The sequence below is a fragment of the Paraburkholderia antibiotica genome, from assembly GCF_012927125.1.
Taxonomy (GTDB): Bacteria; Pseudomonadota; Gammaproteobacteria; order Burkholderiales; family Burkholderiaceae; genus Paraburkholderia; species Paraburkholderia antibiotica.
The window spans coordinates 161657-187699 of the sequence record NZ_JABBFZ010000002.1; the positions used below are offsets into that span (position 1 = coordinate 161657).

A 26043-nucleotide genomic window follows, 5' to 3' on the forward strand; every position below is an offset into this window, starting at 1 on the left:
TTCAGTGCTCCGTGCGCAGCACGAGGAAATCGCCCGCGTGGGTCGTGAAGCGCTCACAGCTGCAGTTCGTCAGCCGGAATTCGTGCTCATGCTCGTCGCTGCGCAGACGCACGCGGTGATGCCCGGGCCACAGCGCGTTGCTGAGGCGCTGGACGTCGTCGGGATGCAGTGCGTCGAACAACGGGCCCGGCGCGATTTCGGCGGCCTGCGGCAATTCGGCTGCGCCGCTCGCCTTCGTGCCGGCGCGTTGCGCGGCGTTATGCTCGAGCCCCTTGATGAGGATGAAGCCGTCGTGATATTGCGCGAGGTGGCGCAGCAGCCGACGGGTCTCGTCGATCGCTCGCCGTGCCAGCGCGCGTTCGTTGTCGTGGCGCAGCAGCATCTCGTAACGCGATTGCGCGACCGATGCGATCAGTTGCGCGCGCGACTCCTCGCGGCGCAAACGCTCGATCAACGTAATCACGATCAGCGTAAGCAGCGGATACGACACCAGCAGCACCAGATCGCGTCCGTCGATGTAGGTGATATTGCTGTAGGGCGGCACGAACATATAGTCGGCGATGCCGAGACCGAACACCATGACGGTCAATGCCGGCCCGAGGCCGAGATAGTATTCGACCAGTGCGGCGGCAATGCAGAACGTCGTGGCGGGATGCATGGGGCCGAGCAAGGGATGCAAGGCAAGACGGATGGCGCTGGCCACAGCGAGCGCGCCAGCGGCGAGGCACCACCGGCGCAGACCTCTTGGCCCCCAATTGCGGGCGTTACGAACTTTCATGGATCCCCGGGCGCCCACATGCGGGCGGGCCATAGCACAAGGATCGCGCATCGGCGATCCATCGCGCTTTACTTATCTTCATTGCAGAACATGCGACAGAACGGACGGTTGCCGATCGATCGACGGCAACCGTATGCCGCGAGAAATCTCAGCGGCGGCTGATATTACCACCGTTTACAAAGATCGGAGGCACGCGGCCAACGCGTCGCCGATCATTATCTGGCGACGCGGGCCGGATGGGCAGAGCGCCCGGTTTTATCGAACGACGATGCCGTCGAACGACACGATAAATGTCAAAAAATCATAAAGTCACCACGGCTCGCGACGTTCGTCACGGCGCCCCCTTCACCTGCTCATGCGGCTTCTCCACCCCCGCCGTGCTCAGCGCCTCGTGCAGCGTGCCGAAAATGCAGCGCTCCTCGACGATCGGCGTGATCCCATGCCGATCCATGTCCGAGCGCAGATAACGATTGACGCGCGCGAACACTACCTCAATCCCGCCGCGCTTGAGCGACGCGCACAGCTCGCCCACCGAGCGCGCCGCCGAATAGTCGAGATCGGTGATCGCGCTCGCGTCGACCACGAACCAGCGCACCGGGTTCGGCGCATGATCGACGAGGCGCCGCGTATCGTCGACGAAAAAATGGTCGTTCGCATAGAACAGATCGGCGCCGAAGCGATAGACGATCAGCCCCGGCGCGGTCTCCATGCCGGGCTCCGCCGGCACCGGCACCCACAGGCCGTCGCCGTTCGGCGCGAGCATCATCGTGTGCGGCCGATAGCTGTGCCGCACGTGACGCAGCAGCGACAGCGCGACCGCCACCAGAATGCCGTGCTCGACGCCGATCAGCACGACCGCCGCGGCGGTAAACAGCGCGAGCGCGAATTCGCCGGGGCTTTCGCGGCGGATCGCGAACAGCGTGCGCAGATCGACGAGGCCGACCGCGATCGTAAACACGATGCTCGCCAGAATGCAATGCGGCAGATACTGCAGATAGCGGCTGAAAAACAGCAGCACGACCACCACCACCGCCGCGAACACGAGTTGCGCGAACTGGCTGCGCGTGCCGGCGCGATCGGCCATCGCGGTCTGCGTAGGACTGCCATTGACGACGAACGCGCCCGAGAACGCCGCCGCCGCATTGGCGGCCGCGATGCCGAGCAGGTCGGCGTTGGTGTCGACAGGTTCGTGATAGCGCTCGGCGAACACGCGGCTCGCGGCGGCGCTTTGCGCGACGATCATCACGAAACACGACGCCGCGACCGGCACCAGGTCGAGCAGTTGCTGCCACGTGACGAGCGGGATGCGCAGCGGCGGCAAGCCGCCCGCCACCGGCCCGAGGATCGAGATGCCGTGCGCGGCGAAGCCGAACACGTCGCTCGCCGCGATGCCCGCGACGACCGCGATCAACGGCACCGGCAAGCGTGCCCAGAAGCGTTTGCACAGCAGAATCGCGGCTACCACCAGCACCGATATCGCGAGCGTCGGTGAATGGATCTGCGCGGCCTCGCGCACGACCAGCAGCAACTGATCGACGCTGCTCGACGCATGGCCGGGCACGCCGAGCATGTCGCCGAGCATCGCGATGCCGACCTGCACGCCGACGCCGGCCAGAAAGCCGACCAGCACCGTGCGCGACAGGAAATCGGCGAGAAAGCCGAGCTTGAAGATGCGCGCGACGAGCAGCAACGCGGCGGTCAGTAGCGCGACCATCGCGGCGAGCGTCGCGTATTCGGCACTCGACGCGGGCGCCATCGTCGACAGACGGCTCGCGAAGATCGTCGCCGTGGCCGAATCGGCGGCGACCACCAGATGTCGCGACGCGCCGAAGAACGCAAATGCGACGAGCGGCAAAAACACCGTGTAAAGCCCGGTGACCGCCGGCATGCCGGCGATCCGCGCATAGCCGAGCACCTGCGGAATATCCATCGACGCAAGCTGGACGCCGGCCAGCGCATCGCGCGCGGCCGCGGCCCGGCTCAACGGAAGAATGCCCTTCAGCACGCTGGCGCGTGCGGTCGTCCTGCGAAGAAAATCTTGCATACGCGATGCAGCCCCAAAACTTGGCTTATCGCGCATCGTGCCGCGAGTCGGCACATCAAGGCAAGACTTGACCGAAGGTCGAACGGACTAACGAGGGAAATGGAGAAAGAAAGCAGGTCGAAAGAAAATCGGCGACGACGCGTTCGAACCTGACAGACAACCAACCAGGAACGACCTCGGCCGGCTCTTTCTCACGACATGGCCGCGCGAAAAATCGGCGTGTGGAATTCAACGCTTGAACTGCCCGGTCTGCGGATCCACATGGCGCGCAAAACCAAACAGCGCTGCGATGCAGATCGGACAGGCAATCAAAAAAACGGCCAACATCACTCACTCCGGTAACAAATTGTTACCGGCAAGTTTAAAGAGATTTGACGTTATTTGAATGAGGGAAAACCGCAAAGCACTATTGCCAAGAATTACAACTGTCTTAAAAAAGTGCCGCCGATGTAAATAAAAATCCAGCAAAGCGCCGCACGCGGAGCACGGAAAAATGACTCGAAATAATGCTTGTGGCGCCGGGCGAAAATGCGCAAAGCCTTGTCGCGTATCGCTGTGCGCGGTGCTTCCAGGTAACTCGGCGCGTCCGCCGATCGCGCAAACGAGAGAGTGACAACCGGAAACCGCCCCGCCCGTGTCCGTGTTCTCTCTCGTACGGCCAAATTAGACGGCCGCTTCTAGCGCGCCGCCCCACGCGCCCTCTTCTTCGCCGCCGACACCGGCCCGACCGATTCGCGCATCGTCACGCTGACCGGAAACTCGCGGAAGATGTCCCACGTCGTCCCGTAGCACTGGTTGACGAGCCAGCGCACCGCGTTCTGCGTGAGTTCGGCGGTCGGAATATGCACCGACGTGAGCCCCGGCGCCGTGTACGGGGCCGAGTAATCGTCGTCGTAGCCGATCACCGAAATGTCGTCGGGCACCGACAGCCCCGCCTGATGAAAGCGCGCGAGCACGCTGACGGCCATCGTGTCGTTCGCGCAGAACAGGCCGGTGACGCGCCGCTTCGAATCGAGCAGTTGTTGCGCGGCCGCGTAACCGCCTTCGGGCGAGAAGTCGGATTCGATCAGCGTGACCGCGTCGCGCGCGATGCCGGCCCGCGCCAGCTCCGCAAAAAAGCCGTCGATCCGCGTGCGGTTGTCCGACGCGGTGGCCGGCCCGGCAATCACGCCGATCTCGCGATGACCGAATTCGAGCAGCGTGCGCGCCGCCAGTTCGCCGCCGCGCCAGTGGTCCGCGCAGAAGGACGCCTCCGGCAACTGCTCGAACGCGCGATTGAGAAACACCATCTTCGGGTGCATCCGATGCAGCATGATCAGGTCTTCGTCATGCAGATCGTGGCTCATCACGACCACGCCGTCGCAGTCGCGGCCGATCAGAAAACGCACCGCTTCGATTGCCTGCTCGCGCGGCGAAACTTCGCCGCAACCGGTCGCGACCACCACGTGGCGGTGCACCGCGCGCAGTTCGGTGTCGGTCTGCTTCAGGATCGTGCCGTAGTAGGAGCCGAAAAACGTCGGCACGAAAATGCCGATGATGCCGAGCTGCTGCGTCGCCATCGCCCGGCCGATCGACGATGGGCGGAAGTTCAGCGCCTCGATCGCCGCCCTCACGCGGGCGGCGGCATCGGCGGAAACCGGCCCTTTGCCGGAAATGACTCGTGAGGCGGTCGACATGCCCACGCCGGCCAGTTCCGCGACATCCTTCAAAGTTGCCACGCGGTTCTCCATCAAGCCTTCGACGAGCCGCCCTGCGCGAACGCGGCGGGCGTTACAGGCGCGCACCGCCCGCTTCGTCGAACAGCGAGACATGCGCGGCGTCGAGCGAGAACGCCACGGTGTCGCCTTCGGCGAGCGGCGCTCTGGTCTGATCGATCGACGCGATCTGCTCGCCATGATAGTCGAGCCAGATCACCCGGTGGTTGCCCATCGGTTCCACCAGCGAAACTTTTGCGCGGTCGGTGCCGCTCGGGTTCGAGTCCGCCGCCGCATTCGCGCCCGGGTCCGCGACGCCGCTCACGCGCACGTCTTCGGCGCGGATGCCGAGCACGCACGGCCGATTCTGCGCGGGCGCGTCCCTGAACGCGTAGGCCAACACGTCGAGCCGCCACTGCGGAGTACGGAACCAGGTCGCGCCGTCGCGCGTTTCCAGCGTGCCCTTCAGCAGATTCATCGCCGGCGAGCCGAGGAAGGTCGCGACGAACAGGTTATTCGGCCGCGCGTAGACCTCGGCCGGCGTGCCGAACTGCTGGATCACGCCGCCGCGCATCACGGCCATCCGGGTTGCGAGCGTCATCGCCTCGACCTGATCGTGCGTCACGTAGATCATCGTCGCGCCGAGGCGCTGATGCAGTTGTTTGAGTTCGCGGCGCAACTCGGTGCGCAGCTTCGCATCGAGATTCGACAACGGTTCGTCGAACAGGAACACGTCGGCTTCGCGCACGATCGCCCGGCCGATCGCGACGCGCTGGCGCTGCCCGCCCGACAGTTGCGACGGCTTGCGCTTAAGCAGCGGGCCGAGTTGCAGCATCTCGGAGGCGCGCGCCACACGCCGCGCGATCTCCGCCTTCGGCGTGCCGTTGATGCGCAGTGCGAACGATAGATTGCGCTCGACGCTCATAGTCGGATAAAGCGCGTACGACTGGAACACGAGCGCGATGCGGCGATCTTTCGGATCGGCCCACGTCATGTCCTCGCCGGCAATTTCGATGCTGCCGTCGCTGACGTCGATCAGTCCGGCGATGCTGTGCAACAGCGTGGACTTGCCGCAGCCCGACGGCCCGAGCAGCACGACGAACTCGCCCGCGAGCACGTCGAGATCGAGGTTCTCGATCACCGTGTTCGCGCCGAGGCGGATCGTCAGATTGCGGATCGCGACGTTGGCCGGGTGCGTGAGCGCGCCGGCGGCATCGTTCACGTTGGCCGCATCCGCGAGCGTGTCGATCGATGCATTCATCGTATTAGCCAGATTTGCCATGCCTACCCCTTGACCGCGCCCGACGCAATGCCGCGCACGAACCAGCGGCCCGAAATGAAGTAGACCCCGAGCGGCACCATCGACGTCAGAATGGTCGCCGCCATGTTGACGTTGTAGAGACGCTCGCCGGTCGTCGTATTGATGATGTTGTTCAGCTGCACCGTCATCGGCAGGTTTTTGGTGCCCGCGAATACGAGGCCGAGAATGAAGTCGTTCCAGATGCCGGTCACCTGCATGATGATCGCGACGACCACGATCGGCGTCGACATCGGCAGCATCAGCTGGAAGAAGATGCGCCAGAAGCCGCCGCCGTCGATGCGCGCGGCCTTGAACAGCTCCTGCGGAATCGACGCGTAGTAGTTGCGGAACAGCAGCGTCATCACCGGCATGCCGAACACCGTATGAATCACGACGATGCCGAGCAGCGAGCTGAACAGGTGCACGCTGGCAAGCACGCGCACGAGCGGATAGACCATCACCTGCACCGGAATGAACGCGCCGAGCAGCAGCACGCCGAACAGCAGGCCGGCGCCGCGCGGGCGCCAGAAACTCAGCGCATAACCGTTCACCGCGCCAACCACGATCGACAGCAGCGTGCTCGGCACGACGATACGCACCGAGTTCCAGAAGCCGACACGAATGCCGTTGCAGTCGAGCCCGGTGCAGGCCGATTGCCACGCGGCGCTCCACGCGTCGAGCGTGAAATGCGTCGGCAGCGCGAGCAGATTGCCGAGGCGGATCTCGCTCATCGGCTTTACCGAGGTGACCAGCATCACGTAGAGCGGCAGCAGGAAAAACGCCGCGGCGGTCAGCAGGAACGCGTAGATGCCCAGACGCGCGGGCGACAGCGCCGAGCGGCGCGGCCGCGCCGGTGCACGACCAGGGGGCCGTTTCAACGAGGCGTCGAGCGTATTCATGCTCGCCCTCCGCGTAATGCCGCGTGGCTGCGCGCATAGAAGAACGGCGCGAGAATCGCGAGCACCGTCGCGAGCAGCACGATCGACGCGGCCGACGCGAGGCCGATGTTCGCGCGCCCGAACAGATAGTCCATGATGAATTTGGCCGGCACTTCGCTCGCGGTGCCGGGGCCGCCCTGAGTCATCGCGACGACCGCGTCGTACAGCTTCACGACCATCACGAACAGCAGCACGAACGCGGTCGAGATCGATGGGCCGAGCATCGGCACGACGATGCTCGCGTACACACGCCAGCGCGGAATGCCGTCGATGCGCGCGGCCTTCCACAACTCGTCGTCGATACCGCGCAGACCCGCGAGCAGCAGCGCCATCACGAGCCCCGACGCTTGCCAGACGGTGGCGATCACGATCGTGTAGATGACCCAGTCCTGATCGACGATCCAGTCGAAGCGCGCATGCGTGAAGCCGAGCCGATGCAGCACCTGCTGCGCGCCGAGCTCGGGGTTGAGGATCCACTGCCACACGAGCCCGGTCGCGACGAACGACATCGCGTACGGATACAGAAACACCGTGCGCAACGCGCCTTCCGCGACCACGCGCTGATCGATGAAGATCGCCAGCAGCAAACCGATCACCATGCACGCGACGATGAAGCACGTGCCGTATATCACGATGTTCTGCAACGACACGAGCCAGCGGTCGTTGTGAAACAGCCGCTCGTACTGCGTGAAGCCGATGAAGTTGCTGGAAGGAAAGGTGCGCGAACTGGTGAGCGACACGCGCGCGGTCCAGACCATCGTGCCGAGATACGCGCACACGACGGTTACGAGCATCGGCAGCAGGGCCACCCAGACCGCGAGCGAAAACCGCCGTTTCAGCGGCTTGTGCTGCGGCCCGGCGTGTTGCCCGGGATGCGATTTACCATGCGGCGGTGTCGAACCGTCGGCCGGCAGCTTGAGTGCGCGCATCGCGGGACCTAGCTCTTCAACGCGCTGGCGAACGCTTTCTGCGCGTCGTCGACCGACTGGTTCTTGTTCCAGAAGTTCGTCACGACGTCGGTCAGCGCGCCCTGGGTATCCGGCGACACCAGCATTTCCGGATTCGGCAACTGGCGCGACTTGTCCTTCATGATCGCGATGCCCTCCTGCGCGCACACGTCGAGGCTGCTCGCATCGACGTCGGGCCGGATCGGAATCGAGCCTTTCCTCGCGCTGAACGCGACCTGCGCGGACGGCGAGGTCATCACCGTGGCGAGCAGGTTCTGCGCCTTGATAGCGGTCGCGTTGTCGGTCTTCGGGAACACGAACACGTCGCCCGTCACCAGATACGGCGAGTGCGCGCCGAAGCCCGGGAAGCAGCCGTAGTCCTTGCCCGCGGTCTGCCTGGCCGCGACGAACTCGCCCTTGGCCCAGTCGCCCATGATCTGCACGCCGGCCTTGCCCGAGGTCACGAGCGCGGTCGCGTCGTTCCAGTTGCGGCCCGGCGAGCCTGGATCGACGAACTCGTGCAGCTTCTTGAACGACACCAGCACCTTCCGGAACGCGTCGGAGTTGACCGCGTTCGCGTCGCGATCGCGATAGACCTTCAGATACAGATCCTGGCCGCCGACTTCGGCGAGCACCGCGTCGAAGGTGATCTTTTCCTGCCACGGCTGGCCGCCGAACGCGAGCGGAATCACGCCCGCGCTTTTGAGCTTGCCCAGGTCGGCGATGAATTCGTCGTAGCTCTTCGGTTCGCTCGCGATGCCCGCTTTCTGGAACACCGGTTTCGAGTAGAAGAACCACGCCAGCATATGGATGTCGACCGGCGCCGCGTAGTAATGGCCCTTCACACGGATGCTGTCGAGAATCGACTGCGGGAGGATGCCAGCCCAGTTCTCCTTGCTGGCGACCTGATCGATGTTATTCAGGAGTCCCTGGTCGATCAGGTCGTGGAACTGCTTGGACGTATTGAACTGCGCGGCCGTCGGCGGATCGCCGCCGACGATCCGGTTGATCGCGGTGGAGCGCGCCTGATCCGCACCGGCGACCGCGTTGTCGACCCACTGGCCGCCGGCCTTGTCGTATGCATCGGCAAACTGGCGAATCGCGGCCGATTCGCCGCCCGAGGTCCACCAGTGAATCACGTTGGCCTTCAGCGGCTCCGCCTGCGCGACGACGCCATACAGCGCCAGTGCCGCGACGACGCCTCGCAAGACCATTTTGCTGCTGTTCATTCCGTCTCCTCCGGGCTCGCTAGCCCGTGTATCAAGTCGAAAGACAAACCAGCTCCACCCGGTTTTACATCGATGTTGCGCCGTTTTTTATTGTGTTTATTACGCCCGTGCGTTGCGATCTTCGAGGAATTTCGATACCAGCTCGGCGCTGCGTTTGATCGTGCGCTTCTGCGTTTCGTAGTCGATATGCACGATGCCGAAGCGCCGCTCGTAGCCGAACGCCCACTCGAAGTTGTCCATCAGCGACCACAGGAAATAGCCGCGCACGTCGACGCCGGCCTTGATCGCCTGATCGACCGCGGCGAGATGGCGCTTCAGGAACGAGATGCGCTGCGTGTCGTCGACACGGCCGTCGACGACCTGGTCGTTCGACGCCATGCCGTTTTCAGTGATGTAGATCGGCGGCAGGTTCGCGTAGCTGTCCCGGAAGCCGGTCAGCAGATCGCGAAGGCCGTCCGGGTACACCTCCCAGCCCATCTGCGTGCGCTCGACGCCGGCCAGCGGGACGTCCTTGAAACCGTGCGCGCCGTCGCTCGCGACGTTGGTGCGGAAGTAGTAGTTGATGCCGAGAAAATCGAGCGGTGCGGCGATCGTCTGCATGTCGCCGTCGAGCGCGAGCGGCTCGGTGCCCGGCCACAACTCGAACAACGCCTGCGGATAGGCGCCCTTGAACAGCGGATCGAGAATCCACGCGTTGTGCTGCACTTCGAACAGTTCGGCGGCGCGACGATCGGCGGCGCTGTCGCTGTTCGGCGTGCCTCGCCCGACGTTCGCGACGATGCCCTTGTGCGAATGCGGATCGTTTGCGCGCAGCACCGGAATCGCGAGACCGTGCGCGAGCAGCAGATGATGCATCGCCTGGGTCGCATAACGCGCGTTCGCGAGCCCCGGCGCGTGATGGCCATTGCCGTAGCCGAGAAACGCGGAGCACCACGGCTCGTTGAGCGTCGCCCACGCGTCGACCATGCCGTGCAGTTCGCGGCTCATCAGGTCCGCGTAGTCGGCGAAGCGATACGCGGTATCGCGATTGAGCCAGCCGCCGCGATCTTCCAGATACTGCGGCAGATCCCAGTGATACAGCGTGACGAAGGTCGTGACGCCCTTCTCCTTGAGCCGGCCGAGCAGGCGCTTGTAGAAGTCGAGCCCCTTGCGATTCGGCGCGCCGTTTTCGTCCATCACGCGCGGCCATGCGGTCGACAGTCGATACGCTTCGAGGCCGAGCCCCGCAAGCAGGTCGACGTCCTGTTCCCAGCGATGATAGTGATCGCATGCGACCGCGCCGGTGTCGCCGGCGAGCACCTTGCCCGGCGTCGCCGAGAAGGTGTCCCAGATCGACGGCAGACGGCCGTCCTCGTTCACCGCGCCTTCGATCTGATACGACGCGGTGGCCGCGCCGAGCAGAAAGTCCTGACGCCAGAGCGACGAATCGGCGGGCGGCGTGAACGGGTCGGAATGCGGGGCGGAATGCGCGTCGCCGTGAGCGTTTGAATGGACGGCGTCGATGACTGCGGATGCTTCGTTTTCCACGGATTCTCTCCTGCGATGAGGTCGTTGAACCGGGTGTGGCGGAAGGCGGCGCGCTACCCTTCAAGTCAGTCGAAAGGCAGTTGAAACATCTTGAGTGGAAGCGCTTCCACACGAACCAGCGAAAGATAGCAGCGCAGAAATCGCAGCAGCAATCAGGGTTTGTCTGGAGCGGTGCTGGCACGTCTGCCACGGCGATGCGAAGGGCATCGGCGCATGAGTTCGACACGCGCCGACGGCTTGCCGCTCACGATAAAAGCCGAAGCGGCGTGGCGATGCCGGTTCGAAAAACGCCGCGTGAGGTGGAGAGGACGCGAAACGCGCGGTTGTCGCCGACGTACCGATCGTCGACAATCGACGCGGATAACAGGGTGCCTGCCTGACATCGCGCCCTTCGAATAAAAACGGTATCGAATCGGGGAGCACCTTGACGACCATTTTCATTCGCGCCGTGGTCACCGCCGTGGCCGTCGCGTTAGCCGCTCTCATCGCGTGGGGATGCATCAGCCTGCGCAGCAGGACGTATGTCATCGCGGCAGCCTTGACATGCTTCACGCTCGTCATGGCGGCCTGCGGATTTTCTTTTCAATCGCGCACGCTCAACGTCGGCATGATATTCGGCGCCGTGGCCGGCTACGCTTATCTGTCGTTCGCCAGTTTTGCACTTCGCCCCAAGGCACTTGGAATCGCGACGGGAGCGGCACTCACCGCCCCCTTGATACTCGCGGTATTCAGTCTGCCCGTGACGGGACTCGGCATCATGTTCATCCTCGACGACATGGCCGCCCCCTACCGGACCGAACAGGTTCGCGACGGCATCGTGTGCCGCACCAAGGAGATCGGCAATGCCGCCAGCGGCGATGGCGTGCAGGTGGAATTGATTCGCCCCGTGCTGCGTTTCGCGAGGCGCACGCTCTATACGCACGCCGTGCTGTACACGGACACTACTTCCCGCGATCCCTGCGCGGATGCGTACGCCAGCCTGAAGTCTGCCAGGCGCTAACGAGCAGCACGCGCGCTTCGCCTCTCGCGACCGAGGTTAGAGCTTGACTCGCCGAATCCTCGCTCGCGGAGAAGCCGTCTCCGCGACAGCTCCGTCGTCATGGCCAGCAGCTCGCCCGGCTACTCGCGGATTCGACTCACGCATACCGCGCCAGAAACATATCCGCCGCCGTCTGCGCAATCCGCTTCTGCTCGTGGTCGTCGAGCGGCGCCTGCCCCATCGTCACTTGCGGCCAGAATGCAAAGGCCTTGACGAGCGCCTGCAACTGCAGCGCCGCGAAGACCGGATCGTCGGTCTTGATGCGACCGTCCGCGGTGGCGGCGCGCACCCACGCGGTCAGATCCTCCTCGCGCTCTCCCATGCGGGCGACCATGTCCCGCGCGCGCTCCGGCGAATGCAGCCCGGCCGCGATCGCCACCCGCGCGAGCGACAGGAAGGACTCGTCGTTAAGCAATCGCAGCTTGCGCGCCAACAGATCGAGCAACTGTCCGCGCAACGGCTTGTCGGCCCGATAGGCGGGCGCATCGCCCTCCTCGCTCGCGTCCCACAGCCGATGCAGAATCGCCGCGAACAGCGCTTCCTTGCTGGGAAAATGGTTGTAGACCGTTCGCTTCGACACGCTCGCGCGCGCGGCGATGCGGTCCATGCTGGTGGCGTCGTAGCCGGCCGCGAGGAATTCCTCGATGGCCGCGCCGATGATCGCGACGCGCTTGCGGTCGGTCAGACGCTGAGGTGTAGAGCTGGCTTCCATGAAAGGATTTTACACTGGCCAGTTTACTTTTCTCGAAAATAAACTACACTGCCGAGTGTACATTTCTCCGGAAGGTCCATTCGATGACGTCGCTTCCCGCTCTCGTGCGCCGTATGCTCGGCGTCAATGCCGTGCAACGCAGCCGCGCAATGTTCAGCCTCTCGCCGCAGCATGACGGCGAACGTTTCCGCAACGTCAAACCGCGCCCCGCGGAAGGCCTGCGCAAGACGCTCGGCATCGCGTGGACGGTGCTCTTCAACAAACCGCGCGGCACGTTGCCGGGCGGCACCTTGCCCGTCGACACGCTGACCCGCGCGCAACTCGACGCGGCCCCCGACCGCAGCCTTTACCGGCTCGGTCATTCGACGCTGCTGCTGAAGCTGCGCGGCCATTTCTGGCTGACCGATCCGGTGTTCGCCGAGCGGGCGTCGCCGTTCCGCAATCTCGGCCCAAAGCGCTTTCATGCGCCGCCCATCGCGCTCGACGCATTGCCGGCGCTGCGCGGCGTGATCCTGTCGCACGATCACTACGATCATCTCGATCGCGACACCGTGCTCGCGCTGGCGCAACGCACCGAGGTGTTTCTGACGCCGCTCGGCGTCGGCGACCGGCTGATCGAGTGGGGTATCGACGCGGCGAAGGTCAGGCAGTTCGACTGGTGGCAAGGCACGGAAATCGACGGGATCCGGTTCACCGCGACGCCCGCGCAGCACTTTTCCGGCCGCAGCCTGCTCGACGGCAATCGCACGTTGTGGGCTTCATGGGCAATCGTCGACGACGATCTGCGCGTGTTCTTTAGCGGCGATACCGGCTACTTCGCCGGGTTCCGGGAAATCGGCGAGCGGCTCGGACCGTTCGACGTCGCGTTGATCGAAACCGGCGCTTACGATGCGCTGTGGCCTTACGTTCATATGCAGCCCGAAGAAACCGTGCAGGCGCATCTCGATCTGCGCGGCCGCTGGCTCGTACCGATTCACAACGGCACCTTCGACCTCGCGATGCATCGCTGGCAGGAGCCGTTCGAACGGGTCACGGCGCTGGCGCTCGCGCGCGGCGTCGAGCTTTCGACACCGCGGATGGGCGAGCGGCTCGATCTGGATGCGGTGCATCGCGGCGAACGCTGGTGGCGCGACGTGACGGAAACCGTGGCCGCGCCGAAGACGGCGCGGCGGTGGTGTGGGTCGCGTCATGCGGAGAGCGCGGATTCGTCCTGATTCGTTCTGATCCGTGGCGAATGCGGGTGCCGCGTCGGACGCGGCGTTCGTCGCCATCGAGTCGCTGCGGGGCTGCCTCGCGCCCCGCACATCATGCTCACGGCGCGCTTTGCGCCGGCTCACTGACTGGAAAGCCCAGCACCAGCACATTCACATTCCGATCGGCGGCCATCAGACTCTCGGCATCGCGATCGGGGCCGGTGGGGTTGGCGATATAGTGCGGGCCCGATACGAATCGCTCGATTTCCGGAGCCGGTGCCAAAAGCGGCTTGTCCGCGGCGAACGTCGCGCGCAGGCAGGTTTCCACCGTCGCGACGCGGGCACTCGCGAGCGCACTATTCGATTCGAATTGAGCGGCGAACTTTTTCGTCAGCGGCGTGCGGTCCGTACTGCCGATAAGAAACACGACGGATTTCATCCGGCCTTGTACCGCGTGTGCGATGGCATCGTGGATGCGCGCGAGCTTCGCCCTCGCTTCGTCCGTGCCGCAGTCCATCCGGTACAAGCCTTTCTCGAACACAGGAAAACGCTCGGCGAGGATCAGCGTACCGTTGTTCGCCACCGGAGCAGGTCCACCCGCGCCGGCAGGGCAACTGCTCTCCGCAATACAGATCTGCGGTTGCCGGGACGAGTCGTCACTACCCTTGCCCCAGAAGCCGGCTCCGATGAACATGACGAGAAAGAACAGCGCAAACAGGAGCGCGACCGCGGGCATCAGGAAGCGCAGCTTGACCACCTTGCGCCAACCGGACTTCGAGTGAAAGTCGACACGCTTGTAGATGCCGAACGGGATGGGGGTCGGCGCGTCGTCTTTGAAGAACGGTCTGTCCGCGAAGATCGAGGTCTCCTCCAGATCCAGCAGCATCCTGCCCGCGAGGTCGTACAGATCGCGACTGCGCAGGTCCATGCACAGAAAAATCAGTGCGACCGCAAATCCCAATCCGCAAATCACTCGCGTGACCAGCACCTGTTCGTGCTGCAACGTTGTCGCGAGCGCAGTCGCTAACGCGCCCAGGCCGACGATCATGAAGTTGAACATCTTGGTGCGCTGCTCCGCGTGAAAATCGAACCATTTCCACGCATAGTCGAACTGGAGCTTCGTCAGCTCCGAAACATTGCCGGCAGGTGGAGCGCCTGACGGCGTTGGAGAGGCTGGAGACGGCGGGTCGTTCGAAGTGTTCGCGTTATTCGTATCGTTCGAACCGGGTGTGCTCATCGTGGGCCTCGCCGTTGATGAAATCGGAACCTACGCGAAATGGCGACGCGGTATCAGCAGTCTCTGCAAAGCCGCGGGACTATCGACGGCGTTGTTTAGCGGCTCGGACCCGGCGAAGCCCCAACCGTAGGTGACGGGCACAAAGAGGAAACCGGCCGCGTCGGCCGCCTGCCAGTCGCCCGTCTGGTCGCCCACATAGATGCAGTCCGAAGCGGCCACGCGCAACGCCTGCGCACCGGCCTTCAGAGCCTCGCTCTTCAGTCTCGCGTTGCCCGGGTACGAGTCGTAGTAGAACGTGCAGCGCGGCTCAAAATACCGCATCAACCTGCCGAGCGCCGGCTCGACGTTGGCCCGTACATTGAGCGTGACGAGACCGAGCGTGAAGCCTGCATTGTCGAGCGACCCGAGTAGTTCGGCGATGCCGTCGAAAGGCCGCGGCCGATAACCGTTCAGAAAGTCCCGGTCGTAATCGGCCACGCCCTGCTCGGCCCAGTGCGGCGGAAAACCCACCGCCACGAAGAAGTCGTACATCGGGCTCACGCGCACGCCCGCGCCGATGAGCTTCCTGAAGTCGGAAACGCTGGGCACCTTGACGTTTTCAAGGCCATACTCGCGCGCCTTGTCGCGACAGAACGCGAGATGCTGGGGCAGTGAATCCAGCAGCACGCCGTCGACGTCAAAGAACGCCACGCGCGCCTCGTCGAGATGCCTGATCATGCGTGCTCCTGCCGCGGTTGAAAGCGAATTGGCTTACCGGGGAGAGTAGCACGTTAGTTTCGCGCAGAGCGTCTGCGCGCCCGCACAGACGCTCGTTCCTGCCTGCCGGACAGACAGGCAGGCAGGCAGACGGATCAGAAGCGCCCGTCGCGATCGGCACCCGGCGCAAAGGACACGCCTCTCAATACCTCGGCGTAGCTCGCGCTGCGCAGCGTGACGAACTTCTCCTGCGTCGCGCCGGCGGCCGTGGTGTTCTTCACCACGTCGCGAATCGCGACGAGCCGGTTGGGGTCGGCGCCCACGTCACCATTACCGCTGACCGTCGACGTGATCGCCCAGATCGTCGCCGTACCGTCGTCGTCGACGCGGCCGGTCAGGTTACGCAGTCCGTCGGTGGCCGGCGCCCACGGCAGTCCCGTCGCCGCATTGGAGCCGGACGGATAGCCTTTGATCGTGTATTGCGTGCCGAGGTTAAGGCCACTCTGCAACGTATAGGCAAGCGTCCACGTCTTCGTGCCCGCGTTGTACACCCACTTCTGCAGACCCGCATGCGACTGCGCCGCCGCGTGCGTGTACAGGTCGCTTCCACCGGTATAGCCATCGCCTTCGTCGGCGACGTACAGCGTATTCGCGTCGGCGAACCACAGCCCGAACGGGTACGAGATCGTGGTCGCCGATTTGGTCGGCGTCGACGGGAAACCGGCAAGGATGCACATGTTGTTCGGCAGGCCGCTGCTCTGCAGCGTCGCCGCGTTGTACGACAGCGGCGCGGTCGGCAGCGCCGCATGCGCGGCCGGCACGCCGACGCCATTCGGACATGCAGTGCCCGTCGTATCGACGAAGTAGACCGTGTTCACGCCGTTGCTGCCGCTGCCCTTCGTGAAATACAGCACGTTGTTGAAGAGGGTCATGCCGCGGAAATTGTCGTCCTTGCCGATCTTGTCGGCTTTCGCGCCCAGTTCCGTGACGGAGAAACTCGCGAGCGGCGTGGGCGTGCCCGGATTCTGCTGGGCCTCGTGCTGCTTCGACGCATCGATGAATTGCGCGCCAGCACCGAGAATCACGCCATCGGGTTGCGGATTCGAACCATTACCCGCATTACCCGCCGTATAGATGATGTCCTGCCCATTTCTGTTGTTAAGGATCGCTGAACGACCGTTGTTACCGCTATAGGCATTGGTTTCCGTGAAGCGGAAATGGCCGTTACGATCGACGCGGGCGACCGCGCGATAAAAGCTCTGCCCGACCGGGTTGGTCAGATCCGTCGCACCGGGCGTGTTCGAGTTGGACACGTCGATCACATTCACGGGCGCGACATAGCCCATGAACGTCAGGTACTTGCCATCCGTGGACAGATGCAGCGCCAGTTCCGACTTCGAACTGAAGCTCGTCACCAGTTGGTCGTGGCCGACTCCATGTTGCAGGCTGTTCGGTACTTCGAGCGTGCTGACGACGCCACCGCCCGGCGTGATCTGGTCGAGAAAGATCCGCGCCGTGATGCCGAACGCGGCATCGTAGCCGTCGTTATTCCACACGTACGGGTAGGTGCCGTCGGCAGGCGCGCCGCTCGCTGCGCTGCAGCCGCCCTGCGTACTCGCGCAGTTGGGCGGCAGGATTGTGCCGACTTGAACGTTGCTCGACAGATTGTCGTACACGCTGCGGCTAACCACGAGCATGCCCGGCTGAAAACGGCTGTCGCCGTCGTGACCGAACGGCTGCGCCTGGGCAACGGTGCTCGCGGCAACGAGCGTGACGGCGAAGAGGGACAGGCTCGCGGCAGAAATCAGATTGCGGACCAGCGGGTGAGAATTTGCTGTTTTCATTGCGTCTCCGTAGGGATCTGACAGGACCTTATCTCGTGTAATAGAAATAAAGCCAGTCAAATCTAGTGACGCTTGATGAACACTTAATGGCGTGCAGCTTTCTCGAAGCTGGCAGTCGGGTCAGGTCAAATAAGGTCAATCATTTTCTATTCGTAAGCATGGCGAAAAAATACTCCGGCGATTTGATCTTTATTTTTAATTCTTAAGGTGCTCTTCAGGAAAGCGTCGGGGTGGTTGTGGCTCGGATAAAGCCGATCCGTTTTCAGCTGCGTCGGAGGCGGCGCCATCAAATTCTGGGTTGCCGAGTACGAAATGTTTTACATCGGTCCGACGATAATGATCGAGCCGCTTGTTACCATCGTGATGTACTCGATGCGCCTCGGCGAAGCACGCCGATCGGCAGCCATTGCCGTGCAACCAGCAAGGAGAACAACGACGATGCAAAAACAAGTGACGATCGGTCTGATCGGCGATTACGATCAATCGGTGCCCGCTCACCAGGCGATTCCCCACGCATTGAAACGCGCCGCCGCCAGGCATCGCATAGAGGTCGGCTTCGAATGGATTCCGACCGTGGAAATCCAATCGACATCGCGCGTCGATTTGTTCGACGGCATCTGGTGCGTCCCCGCGAGTCCTTATCGACACACCGAAGGCGCACTACTGGCGATTCGCCGTGCCCGCGAGAACGGCACACCGTTTCTCGGCACCTGCGGAGGCTTTCAGCACGCCGTCATCGAGTACGCTCGCAACGTGCTCGGCTGGGCCGACGCCGAACACGCGGAAACGGCGCCGGATGCCGTGCGCGCCGTCATCTCGCCACTGGCATGCGCGCTGGTCGAGACCGAGGATCGAGTGCGACTGTTTCCGGGCACGCGCATCGCCGTTGCTTATGGAGTCGGCGAAACATCGGAAGGCTATCGTTGCCGCTATGGGCTGAACCCGGAGTTCCGGAGTGCGCTGGTTGCCGGCCCGTTACGGGCCACCGCGGACGATGCGGCCGGCGACGTACGCGCCGTCGAACTGGATCACCATCCGTTCTTCGTCGCGACGCTGTTTCAGCCCGAACGCGCCGCGCTCAAGGATCAACCCGCGCCGCTCGTCGACGCGTTTGTCGCGGCCTGCGCGGCGTAACGTGCAATGCGAACGCCGCAGCGCCGGATGATCGACAATCCCCTCACCCGCTAAAGCATGGAGGCCGGTTGCGATGAGCGAATTCGATCTTTCGGCAATCTACCGCGGCTATATCGCCTGTCTGAATGCTCGGGACTGGGCGAAGCTGGGCGAATTCGTCGGCGACGACGTCGAATACAACGGCCAGCGGATCGGTTTGTCGGGCTATCGCGAGATGCTCGAAAAAGATTTCCACGACATTCCGAACCTGCGCTTCGAGATTCGAATCCTCGTTTGCGAACCGCCCGATATCGCTAGCCGCCTGCATTTCGACTGCACGCCAGTCGGCGTGTTTCTCGGGTTGCCGGTGAACGTTGCGGACCTTGCTGCGGCGCAAGCTGACCGCCCATCACGGACCGGCGAGCGACGACGGCTGCCCGTCCGCTCGCCAGAGCCCATCACGCGCATCACACTCACAAATCGAAGCCCATCTGCGCACGCCCCAACGCGGTGAGATCGTCCGCCGTCGCGCGACCAACGAAATCCGTTTCGAAATGATCGGCCGGAAAATCCGGCGGACTCTTCCCTTCGAGAAAACTCGGCAACTGCCGCTTCAGATACGCATCGTTCTTCGCGCAGGCCGGCAGCGAGGCGATATACATCACGTTGCTGTAGCCCGTGCCGCGATGCGCATCCTCGACCGCGTGAATCACGTCGCTGTGCCAGAACACGGTGTCGCCCGCCTGCATCAACGGGATCGACGAAAGCGCGTCGAACAGCGGCGCGTGATACTCGGGCTTGATCGACAGCGCGCGCCCCGGCATCGCGCCGCACAGGTCGTCGTCGGCGACGTCGTCCTGGAGCGCGCGCAACAGGATGTAGGCCATCGCGTTCGCGATCGGCACCAACTGCAGCGTGCCGTCGCCGGGGCCTTGCGGCGTCAGCGCGGTCCAGCCCTGGAACGTGCGGAACATCGAGCAGACGGCCGGCGATGCAATCTCCTCGACTTCGGTGCGCCAGGCGGCATCGAACGGATCGTAGTCGCGCCAATGGCCTGAAAAAACGTGGCGATACACGTTGCGGAAATTCGACTCGATCCAGCGCTCGACCGAACCGCCGTCGCAATGCGCGGACAAGCCCAGCGACTCCGAGCCGGGTGGCCGCCGACGCAAACGGTCCGCATAGACCGGCACGTGGTTCGGATCGAAATGCACGCGCCCTTCGCTCTCGGTGCGCCACAGCCGGTTCAGAAACACGCGGGCCTGCGTGAGTTCGGCCGACTGGCGCGCGAGCACCTGCGGCTTCGACCAGTACACGCCGTAGATTTGCGGCTTGCTCGACGCGAGCTGGCCGAAATATTTGTCTTCGGCACGGTTCAGCAGGCGGCCATCGAGGTCATTGCGCCCGACATATTCGGCAATCTCCCGATCCCACTGCTCCACTCGCGAGCGCTCGAAAACCTGGCGGATCACGCAGGCGCCGCGCGCCTTGACGAGCGCGATCTGCGCATCGCTGACGCGGTTCGCGACGATGTCGTCGAAGCGGATTTCCGGAATCACCGCTTCGCCGCGCTCGCGCAGCGCCGCGATCTGTTGCGCTTCCTTCGTCATCGCCGCTTCGAGTTCGGCGAATACGTCGCGGTAGTTGGGCAGCCGCGCGCGCAGCTCACGCTTCGCGTTGCGGATGGCTGCCGGCAGGTCGTCGATCTGCAATGCCATGGCGTCGTCTCCATACGGTGTTGTGACAGACGGAGCGTACGCGAGACGGGCGAAGTTGCGTGATACTATCCGGCCAAATGCTTCTCGATTCTGGCCATGAAAGCTGCTTACGAATACGTTGATTTCGGCCACGACTGTTCGGTCAGGGTGTATCACCGCCGCCTGCCGCGCATTCCGTTCGAATGGCATCACCACCCGGAGTACGAATTGACGCTGACGATGAACAGTCAGGGCAAGCGCTACATCGGCGATTCGGTGGCCAGCTACGGCGCCGACGATCTCGTGCTGGTGCCGCCGAATCTGCCGCATACGTGGGCGTCGAACCGTTCGATCGACGCCGCGGATCCACAGGTCGCGATCGTCGTCTGGTTCGACGGCGCGTGGGTCCGCCGACTCGCCGACGTTTGCCCCGAATACCTCGGGCTGTGCGATCTGTTGCGGCGGGCATCCTGCGGTCTTGCGTTCGAAGACGGCGCGGGAACGCGCATGCGTACGCACCTGGAACGCCTGCTGTCCGAGCAACCTCGCGAGCGCCTGCTCGCGGTGCTGGCGATCCTCGACTTCCTGTCGGAACTGCCGGCCACACCGCTCGCGTCGCCCACCGCTTTCAACGCGAAAACCGGCACGCCGACGGGCCATGAATCCGACCAGATCAATCGCGTGCTCGCGTTGATCGAAACGCAATTCGCGCGACCGCTGCGGCTGTCGACGCTGGCGAAAGCATCGGGTCTGTCCGCGCGTTCGCTGACGCGGCATTTCACGCAGCATCTCGGCGAAAGCGTCGGGCGCTACATCACCCGCGTGCGGATCGGCCACGCGTGCCGGATGCTGACCGACACGACGCTGCCGATCTCCGTGATCGCAACCCGCTCCGGGTTCGCCAACGCCGCGAATTTCAATCGCCAGTTCAAGGCCACGAAAAACATCACGCCGGCGGCATTCAGGCAGCAGTTCACCGATGCGCGGAAGGCAGACGAAGGCAGCTCGCCGAAGCTCACCGAGCGTTCGCCGTCGTTGCAGCGGTTGGAAAAGAGCACCGCGACCAGTCGGCGACGTGGCGCGACGCACGCGTCCGGCGAGCCTTCGGCGTAACCTCGGCGTAGCGTTACGCTAGAAACGCCAGTACAACGGCTCGATGAACACGACCACCGCCATCGACCACAGCACGATCAACGCGCCGATCTTCCAGTAGTCGCCGAGCGGATAGGCAAGCCCGGTCTTCGACATCGCGGTGGCGAGCGGAATCGCGAGCAGCACGACCAGCAATCAAGGGGCGAAAAATCGCGCGCCGTCATGCGCGCGATTCCGCCACGCTTCATCCTTTCGCAGCCGGATCGAAGACGCCGCGATCGTAAGCCTCGCAATACGCCTTCCAGTCCGCGGCCACCTGCGCCTCGCATTGCGTCGCGAGTTCCACCAGCGGCAGTTGCCAGTCGCGTCGAGCGCCGAACGCGATCAGATCGTCGGCAATCGCCGACTTCTGCCGCCCGCCGCTGCGCAGATGCGCCCACGCGCTCAGGCTGGCCATCGTGTCGATCACTTCTTCGAGCCGCGGCAGCTTGCCGTCCCAGTCCGCGAGCGCGACGCGGTCTTCCGACGGCTGCAGACTGCGCAGCACATACGAGCGCCCGTTGAAGTCGACCGCATGCAGAAACGCCTGCGATACCGCCTGGTTGCGCCGCTGCACCTCGACGACGCGTTGCGCCTCGGTCTGCCACTTCGGCTGTGCGGTCTTCACGCGCGGACTCGCCGACGACGGCAGCGCCTCCTTCAGGTCGATCAGGTAGTTGCCGTCCGGCGAGCCCTTGCCTTCGACCAGAATCACGTAGCGGTCGACGCCGAGACTGCCGGTGCCGGCAATCCGCCGCGCGACATCGAGCGTGCGATAGAACTCGGGATTCGGTTCGCCCGCCGCGAACTGCTGCATGAACTGCAGCACCGCCGCGCGCTGTTCGTCGCTGACCGGCAGCGCCTTCTTGCCGTCCACTTTCAGCGTGCGCGTCTTGCCCTTGAGCACCGTGCGCCGGTCGAGGTGCGCGGCGCGCGTGCGGCTCGCGAGCGCGTCGAACAGATCGCGCACCATGCCGACCGCGGTTTCCGCCTCGATCCAGCGCGACTTGCCGAGCGCGAGCGCGCCGCTGTACGCATCGAGCGCGGTATGGCACAGCGCGAGCGCCTGCGCGCGGCTCAGCGTCAGATCGGCGGCGCCGACCAGCACGCTGGTGAGCAGCCGCACGAGTTCGTACGGGGCCGGCGCGAGACAGGCTTCGTCGAAGTCGTTGTTGTCGAAGTAGACGAGGCGATTGTCGCCCTTGTAGCTGCCGAAGTTCTCCAGGTGCATGTCGCCGCAGATCCATACCGACGGCGCGTCGTCGAGCACCTTGGTGCGCGGCAGCCGTTCGTAGAACAGATGACAGGTGCCGCGCAGAAACACGAACGGCGAACCGCGCATGGCTTTGTATTTCATCGCGAGCCGTTCGGGGTCGCGGCCGGCGTTGAATTGGGCGATGATCTTCGCGATGTCGGGCATAAGGCTTCCATTGAATGAGCGGCAATCCTGCCGTTATGACTTCGATGGCGGCGACAAATTCAAACGTAAATTCAACACGAACTCAATGCGGATGCAGCGCCCCCGCGAGCGCCTGCAGATTCAGCGGCCGCACATGAATCATGCCGCCGCGCGGGCTGTCGATATCGGCGACCAGCATGAAGGCCAGCGACACCACCAGCGGCATCACCAGCAGCAGTCCCGCGCCGGCCTTCAACGCGCGCGCGCCGTAGCCGACCAGCAGGTTCGCGCACAGCGCCATCAGCGTCATCAAGCCCCACGCCGCGTACGGAATGCGGTTCCACCATGCCGCCTGCGCGTAGCCCTGAGTGTTGAGCACGTCGTTGACCGCGGTGACGACGAGCGCCGCGATCGGCGTGGGCTGCGCGGCCGCCGCATTCCTGACGGTCGACCACATCTGCTGCTGCAAACGCGCGGTGTCGGCATCGATACGCGCGACGTCGCTCAGATCGCGCGTCGTATAGAACCGCACGCGCACGTCGAGATAAGTCGCCAGTAGCTCGCGCAGCGCGGAGGCATCGGCGGCGGGCAGCAGATCGGCGCGCACGTAGGCGGTGCCGATCGCGCTCGCCTCTTCTTCCTCGTAGTGCTCGCGCAGATCGTAGCGGCCGACCGCCATCGAAAACGTGAAGCCGATGATCAGCGCGAGCAAGGTCAGCGTCGCGGCCTGGATCACGCTGAAGTCGTCGTGTGCGTCGTCGGCGATCTTGCGCAAGCGCCGCAATGTCGAACCGGCGCGCGCCGCCACCCACATCATGACGAATGCAACGAAGAACACCAGCTCGGAATGATTCAGGATGTTTGGCATGGCGCGCGTTTTTCTTGTGATGGCGATGAACAGCAAACCCCGACGGTCGATGACGCAGACATGACCGTCAGGATGACAAGCGGCGCGGGACCGCCGCGCTCGTCATGGTGAACGTCAGGAACCTGTCATCAGAAAGTAACGTCCGTCGGCGCTCACGTTGTGGCCGAAGCCGCACGCTTGCGGCGAGCCGTGCGTGCGCACGTCGAGCGTTTCGGGTTCGACGAGCCGCAATTCGATCAGACACCGGTCGTCGCGATGCTCGTACGGCGCGAGGTTGACGATTTTCGCGGTCGCGTCGAGCGGCGCGCTGCCGTTGGTCTCGATGACCGGCACGCGGGCGACGCCACCGAAGAAGCGCACATACGCGGACAGATCGCCGACGTTCGCGCTCGGCTCGCCCTGCGCGTCGACCATCGGATAGACGAAGTCGCCGTCGATCCGGTACACGCCGTGGCGTCCCCTCACCGGCTTCACGTCGATGCTGTTCCACGCGCCGAACAGCATGTAGCGACGAAAGCGCGCACCGTCCGGCGGCAGTCCGCTCACCACGTCCTTATGCGCGATCGACTCGAAGCGCTCGCGCGCGGCGCCGACCGCGCGGCCGAGCAGCACGTCGTGCGGATAGTCGTCGCCACGCGCGAGCGCCGTACGGTAGTACGCACGCGCATTCGGCAGCGCGCCGAGCTTCAACTGCACGTCGCCCTGATGCACGAGCGCCATCGCGATCCGCGCACGCGCCGAACTCAGCGCTTTCGGCGCATCAGTGTCGGCGGCCTGCAATGCGGTCGCTTCCGCGAGCGACGCTTCCATCGCAACCAGCGTCTGCGCGTCCTTGATGCGCCCGGCATCGAGCGCGGCCACTCCGAGCGCCGCGCACGACGCATTGGTGCGACACGGCACGTCCTTGCCGGCAAGCAGCTGGCGGCGGTAGAGGTCGGCGCGCGAGTCCGCGGACTGCGTCGGCGCGGCGGCGCGCGCGAGCGGCGGCACGGTCGACAGCGTGACGAGCGCCACGGCGGCGGTCATAACGGAGGCAGCGCAGACGACAGCGTTTTTTATATTCATGAGCGCGAATTCATGAGCGCGGGATAAAGGAAACGGGGAACGCGGAGGTCGCGACATATCCTCCGCACAACGCTGTTCGATAACGGTCGCCGTTTGCGCAAGCGACGACCCTGCCTGGTGATCCTGACAGAAAAAAGACGATTGCGCGCACGCGGAGGGATCGGGAGTTATGCGGATATCTGAACGGAGCCGACTGCGCTTTCCTGTACTTTTCCGGAGCGCTTTTCGGTGCGCTTTCCGCTGTGTGCTCCTCGCGGACGAGCGGTCCGCGCGCCTGCGGGTCACCCATTCCCTCGGTTCCTCCGCTTGGGCCACTCAGGCCGCTTAGCCCTCTTGGCCCGCCGCGTCGCCGCCGAACTTGCGCCGATACGCGCCCGGACTCGTCAGTGCGATACGGCGGAAATGTCGCCGCAGCGACTCCTCCGAACCGAAGCCGGCCAGCTCGGCGACCCGTGCCATCGGTAGCGCGCTCGACGCCTCCAGCAACTCGCGCGCAATCGCGACGCGCTCGCGCAGCAGCCACTCGTACGGCGCCATTCCCGTCGCGTCGCGAAACTGCCGCTGCAGCGTGCGCGGGCTCATCGCCGCGCGCTCGGCCAGCGAGCGCAGCGTATGCGGCTCGGCCGGATGGGCGCGCACCCAGTCCATCAGCTTCGCGACGCGGCCGCTTTCGTCGTGCGCGACCGGCCGCGGCACGAACTGCGCCTGACCGCCCTCGCGATGCGGCGGCACCACCAGCCGTTGCGCGACGCGGTTCGCGACCGCGCTGCCGTGATCGCGCCGCACCAGATGCAGCAGCATGTCGAGCCCGGCCGCCGAGCCCGCCGAGGTGATCACCTGACCTTCGTCGACATATAGCGCATCGGGCTGCACCTGCAGTTGCGGATAGCGCTGCCGCAGTTTGTCCGCGTAGCGCCAGTGGGTCGTCACGCGCTTGCCGTCGAGCACGCCGGCCGCCGCCAGCACGAACACGCCCGAGCAGATCGAGCAGAGCCGCGCGCCGCGTGCATAGGCCGCGCGAAGCGCGTCGAGCAGCGCGGCGAGCAGCGCGGCGGGCGGCAACTCGTCGGCGTCGCGCCAGCCCGGAATCACGATCGTGTCGGCGTCCGCGAGCAGCGCCAGCGTGTACGGCGCGGCCAGCGTGATGCCGCCCGCCGCGCGGATCGGACCGGGCTCGCTCGCGCAGACCGCGAAGCGATACCACGGCACGCCGAGTTCGGGACGCTCGAGCGCGAACAGTTCGGTCACGCAGCCGAATTCGAAGGTGCAGAGCCGGTCGTAGGCCAGCGCGACAACGAGATGATTGTGCATGGCGCGATGTTACCGAAGATCAGCAATTACGCCATCAGTCCGGCAGCGGGCCGAACTCGATGGGTGGTCCAGGTCGCGCTTTACCGCCAGGCCTGCGCGAGCGTAACGCGCCGCGCCTTCACACTTTCACTTACTTTGCATAGCCTGTCACGGGCATCGACCCATCCGCCTGCGAGCATGTCGAAGCCGCTCCGGCGCACCGCGCCTGGGACTGCGTATATTCAAGCTTCGTTCATGCTTCGTACCCGCCGCGCACCGCCGATCGTCAACTGACCATCTGT

23 protein-coding genes are annotated in these 26043 nt (G+C 64.4%); 5 read left to right on the forward strand and 18 right to left on the reverse strand.

The annotated features are described in order from the left end of the window. Position 1: 1 nt before the first annotated feature. From HHL14_RS04760 to HHL14_RS04795, 8 genes are all read right to left on the reverse strand, one after another. Positions 2 to 778, reverse strand: coding sequence for a DUF4118 domain-containing protein (locus tag HHL14_RS04760; protein WP_169496425.1), 777 nt, complete (start codon positions 776 to 778; stop codon positions 2 to 4). Between the two features lie 331 nt (positions 779 to 1109). Continuing rightward, positions 1110 to 2822: a SulP family inorganic anion transporter gene (locus HHL14_RS04765; protein WP_169496426.1), complete on the reverse strand. Its 1713-nt coding sequence runs from the start codon at positions 2820 to 2822 to the stop codon at positions 1110 to 1112. Positions 2823 to 3499: 677 nt separating this feature from the next. Beyond that, the gene (locus HHL14_RS04770; protein ID WP_169496427.1) at positions 3500 to 4552 is read right to left on the reverse strand and encodes a LacI family DNA-binding transcriptional regulator; all 1053 of its coding nucleotides are present in this window, start codon (positions 4550 to 4552) and stop codon (positions 3500 to 3502) included. A gap of 40 nt (positions 4553 to 4592) precedes the next feature. After that, positions 4593 to 5798 (reverse strand): ABC transporter ATP-binding protein, encoded by a 1206-nt coding sequence (locus HHL14_RS04775; RefSeq protein ID WP_169496428.1) that lies wholly within the window; start codon positions 5796 to 5798, stop codon positions 4593 to 4595. A 2-nt stretch (positions 5799 to 5800) separates the two neighbouring features. Further along, on the reverse strand, positions 5801 to 6715 hold the full coding sequence (locus HHL14_RS04780; protein ID WP_169496429.1) for a carbohydrate ABC transporter permease: 915 nt from the start codon (positions 6713 to 6715) through the stop codon (positions 5801 to 5803). After that, entirely contained in the window at positions 6712 to 7683 is a 972-nt protein-coding gene (locus HHL14_RS04785) for a carbohydrate ABC transporter permease (protein ID WP_169496430.1), read from the reverse strand. The genes HHL14_RS04780 and HHL14_RS04785 overlap by 4 nt, the downstream gene beginning before the upstream one ends. 8 nt (positions 7684 to 7691) lie before the next feature. Next, positions 7692 to 8930 (reverse strand): ABC transporter substrate-binding protein, encoded by a 1239-nt coding sequence (locus HHL14_RS04790; protein ID WP_169496431.1) that lies wholly within the window; start codon positions 8928 to 8930, stop codon positions 7692 to 7694. Between the two features lie 99 nt (positions 8931 to 9029). Next, positions 9030 to 10457, reverse strand: a complete 1428-nt coding sequence (locus HHL14_RS04795; RefSeq protein WP_169496432.1) for a GH1 family beta-glucosidase — start codon at positions 10455 to 10457, stop codon at positions 9030 to 9032. Between the two features lie 424 nt (positions 10458 to 10881). On the opposite strand from HHL14_RS04795, the gene HHL14_RS04800 reads away from it, so the two are divergent. Further along, positions 10882 to 11457 (forward strand): hypothetical protein, encoded by a 576-nt coding sequence (locus HHL14_RS04800; RefSeq protein ID WP_169496433.1) that lies wholly within the window; start codon positions 10882 to 10884, stop codon positions 11455 to 11457. Positions 11458 to 11593: 136 nt separating this feature from the next. On the opposite strand, the gene HHL14_RS04805 is transcribed toward HHL14_RS04800, so the two are convergent. Then, entirely contained in the window at positions 11594 to 12208 is a 615-nt protein-coding gene (locus tag HHL14_RS04805; RefSeq protein ID WP_169496434.1) for a TetR/AcrR family transcriptional regulator, read from the reverse strand. Between the two features lie 83 nt (positions 12209 to 12291). Here HHL14_RS04805 and HHL14_RS04810 point away from each other — a divergent pair, with 83 nt between their 5' ends. Further along, positions 12292 to 13422, forward strand: coding sequence for an MBL fold metallo-hydrolase (locus HHL14_RS04810; RefSeq protein WP_169496435.1), 1131 nt, complete (start codon positions 12292 to 12294; stop codon positions 13420 to 13422). A 97-nt stretch (positions 13423 to 13519) separates the two neighbouring features. Here the strand turns inward: HHL14_RS04810 and HHL14_RS04815 are convergent, their stop codons facing one another. The 3 genes from HHL14_RS04815 to HHL14_RS04825 all read right to left on the reverse strand — a co-directional run bounded on the left by HHL14_RS04815 (position 13520) and on the right by HHL14_RS04825 (position 17178). Continuing rightward, positions 13520 to 14638 carry a RipA family octameric membrane protein gene (locus HHL14_RS04815; RefSeq protein ID WP_456238710.1) on the reverse strand — a complete coding sequence of 373 codons (1119 nt, stop codon included), beginning with the start codon at positions 14636 to 14638 and terminating at the stop codon, positions 13520 to 13522. Positions 14639 to 14668: 30 nt separating this feature from the next. Further along, positions 14669 to 15355, reverse strand: coding sequence for an HAD family hydrolase (locus tag HHL14_RS04820; protein WP_169496437.1), 687 nt, complete (start codon positions 15353 to 15355; stop codon positions 14669 to 14671). 134 nt (positions 15356 to 15489) lie between these two features. Then, positions 15490 to 17178, reverse strand: a complete 1689-nt coding sequence (locus HHL14_RS04825) for a hypothetical protein (RefSeq protein ID WP_169496438.1) — start codon at positions 17176 to 17178, stop codon at positions 15490 to 15492. 336 nt (positions 17179 to 17514) lie between these two features. Between HHL14_RS04825 and HHL14_RS04830 the strand changes: the two genes are divergently transcribed. Further along, the gene (locus HHL14_RS04830; RefSeq protein WP_206002207.1) at positions 17515 to 18312 is read left to right on the forward strand and encodes a CTP synthase C-terminal region-related (seleno)protein; all 798 of its coding nucleotides are present in this window, start codon (positions 17515 to 17517) and stop codon (positions 18310 to 18312) included. Positions 18313 to 18385: 73 nt separating this feature from the next. Next, positions 18386 to 18805, forward strand: coding sequence for an ester cyclase (locus HHL14_RS04835; RefSeq protein ID WP_169496439.1), 420 nt, complete (start codon positions 18386 to 18388; stop codon positions 18803 to 18805). On the opposite strand, the gene HHL14_RS04840 is transcribed toward HHL14_RS04835, so the two are convergent. Then, complete coding sequence (locus tag HHL14_RS04840; RefSeq protein WP_169496440.1) at positions 18765 to 20009, reverse strand: DUF1479 domain-containing protein; 1245 nt, start codon at positions 20007 to 20009, stop codon at positions 18765 to 18767. The genes HHL14_RS04835 and HHL14_RS04840 overlap by 41 nt on opposite strands. A 96-nt stretch (positions 20010 to 20105) precedes the next feature. Between HHL14_RS04840 and HHL14_RS04845 the strand changes: the two genes are divergently transcribed. Beyond that, entirely contained in the window at positions 20106 to 21101 is a 996-nt protein-coding gene (locus HHL14_RS04845; protein WP_169496441.1) for a helix-turn-helix domain-containing protein, read from the forward strand. An 18-nt stretch (positions 21102 to 21119) separates the two neighbouring features. On the opposite strand, the gene HHL14_RS04850 is transcribed toward HHL14_RS04845, so the two are convergent. The 5 genes from HHL14_RS04850 to ftrA form a co-directional block, all read right to left on the reverse strand. Beyond that, entirely contained in the window at positions 21120 to 21275 is a 156-nt protein-coding gene (locus HHL14_RS04850; protein WP_169496304.1) for a hypothetical protein, read from the reverse strand. Positions 21276 to 21324: 49 nt separating this feature from the next. Then, complete coding sequence (locus HHL14_RS04855; protein ID WP_169496442.1) at positions 21325 to 22539, reverse strand: DUF2252 domain-containing protein; 1215 nt, start codon at positions 22537 to 22539, stop codon at positions 21325 to 21327. An 82-nt stretch (positions 22540 to 22621) separates the two neighbouring features. Further along, positions 22622 to 23386 (reverse strand): bestrophin-like domain, encoded by a 765-nt coding sequence (locus HHL14_RS04860; RefSeq protein WP_169496443.1) that lies wholly within the window; start codon positions 23384 to 23386, stop codon positions 22622 to 22624. A gap of 114 nt (positions 23387 to 23500) precedes the next feature. Beyond that, a complete protein-coding gene (locus tag HHL14_RS04865; protein WP_169496444.1) occupies positions 23501 to 24412 on the reverse strand; it encodes a hypothetical protein in 912 nt (303 codons plus the stop codon). Positions 24413 to 24775: 363 nt separating this feature from the next. Next, positions 24776 to 25762 (reverse strand): transcriptional regulator FtrA, encoded by a 987-nt coding sequence (ftrA, locus tag HHL14_RS04870; RefSeq protein WP_169496445.1) that lies wholly within the window; start codon positions 25760 to 25762, stop codon positions 24776 to 24778. Positions 25763 to 26043 lie beyond the last annotated feature (281 nt).

Bases quoted from the DNA above. Each gene is read 5' to 3' on its own strand.
- HHL14_RS04760 (WP_169496425.1), bottom strand. From the start codon at position 778: ATGAAAGTTCGTAACGCCCGCAATTGGGGGCCAAGAGGTCTGCGCCGG.
- HHL14_RS04765 (WP_169496426.1), bottom strand. From the start codon at position 2,822: ATGCAAGATTTTCTTCGCAGGACGACCGCACGCGCCAGCGTGCTGAAG.
- HHL14_RS04770 (WP_169496427.1), bottom strand. From the start codon at position 4,552: ATGGAGAACCGCGTGGCAACTTTGAAGGATGTCGCGGAACTGGCCGGC.
- HHL14_RS04775 (WP_169496428.1), bottom strand. From the start codon at position 5,798: ATGGCAAATCTGGCTAATACGATGAATGCATCGATCGACACGCTCGCG.
- HHL14_RS04780 (WP_169496429.1), bottom strand. From the start codon at position 6,715: ATGAATACGCTCGACGCCTCGTTGAAACGGCCCCCTGGTCGTGCACCG.
- HHL14_RS04785 (WP_169496430.1), bottom strand. From the start codon at position 7,683: ATGCGCGCACTCAAGCTGCCGGCCGACGGTTCGACACCGCCGCATGGT.
- HHL14_RS04790 (WP_169496431.1), bottom strand. From the start codon at position 8,930: ATGAACAGCAGCAAAATGGTCTTGCGAGGCGTCGTCGCGGCACTGGCG.
- HHL14_RS04805 (WP_169496434.1), bottom strand. From the start codon at position 12,208: ATGGAAGCCAGCTCTACACCTCAGCGTCTGACCGACCGCAAGCGCGTC.
- HHL14_RS04810 (WP_169496435.1), top strand. From the start codon at position 12,292: ATGACGTCGCTTCCCGCTCTCGTGCGCCGTATGCTCGGCGTCAATGCC.
- HHL14_RS04815 (WP_456238710.1), bottom strand. From the start codon at position 14,638: ATGAGCACACCCGGTTCGAACGATACGAATAACGCGAACACTTCGAAC.
- HHL14_RS04820 (WP_169496437.1), bottom strand. From the start codon at position 15,355: ATGATCAGGCATCTCGACGAGGCGCGCGTGGCGTTCTTTGACGTCGAC.
- HHL14_RS04825 (WP_169496438.1), bottom strand. From the start codon at position 17,178: ATGAAAACAGCAAATTCTCACCCGCTGGTCCGCAATCTGATTTCTGCC.
- HHL14_RS04830 (WP_206002207.1), top strand. From the start codon at position 17,515: ATGATCGAGCCGCTTGTTACCATCGTGATGTACTCGATGCGCCTCGGC.
- HHL14_RS04835 (WP_169496439.1), top strand. From the start codon at position 18,386: ATGAGCGAATTCGATCTTTCGGCAATCTACCGCGGCTATATCGCCTGT.
- HHL14_RS04840 (WP_169496440.1), bottom strand. From the start codon at position 20,009: ATGGCATTGCAGATCGACGACCTGCCGGCAGCCATCCGCAACGCGAAG.
- HHL14_RS04845 (WP_169496441.1), top strand. From the start codon at position 20,106: ATGAAAGCTGCTTACGAATACGTTGATTTCGGCCACGACTGTTCGGTC.
- HHL14_RS04855 (WP_169496442.1), bottom strand. From the start codon at position 22,539: ATGCCCGACATCGCGAAGATCATCGCCCAATTCAACGCCGGCCGCGAC.
- HHL14_RS04860 (WP_169496443.1), bottom strand. From the start codon at position 23,386: ATGCCAAACATCCTGAATCATTCCGAGCTGGTGTTCTTCGTTGCATTC.
- HHL14_RS04865 (WP_169496444.1), bottom strand. From the start codon at position 24,412: ATGACCGCCGCCGTGGCGCTCGTCACGCTGTCGACCGTGCCGCCGCTC.
- ftrA (WP_169496445.1), bottom strand. From the start codon at position 25,762: ATGCACAATCATCTCGTTGTCGCGCTGGCCTACGACCGGCTCTGCACC.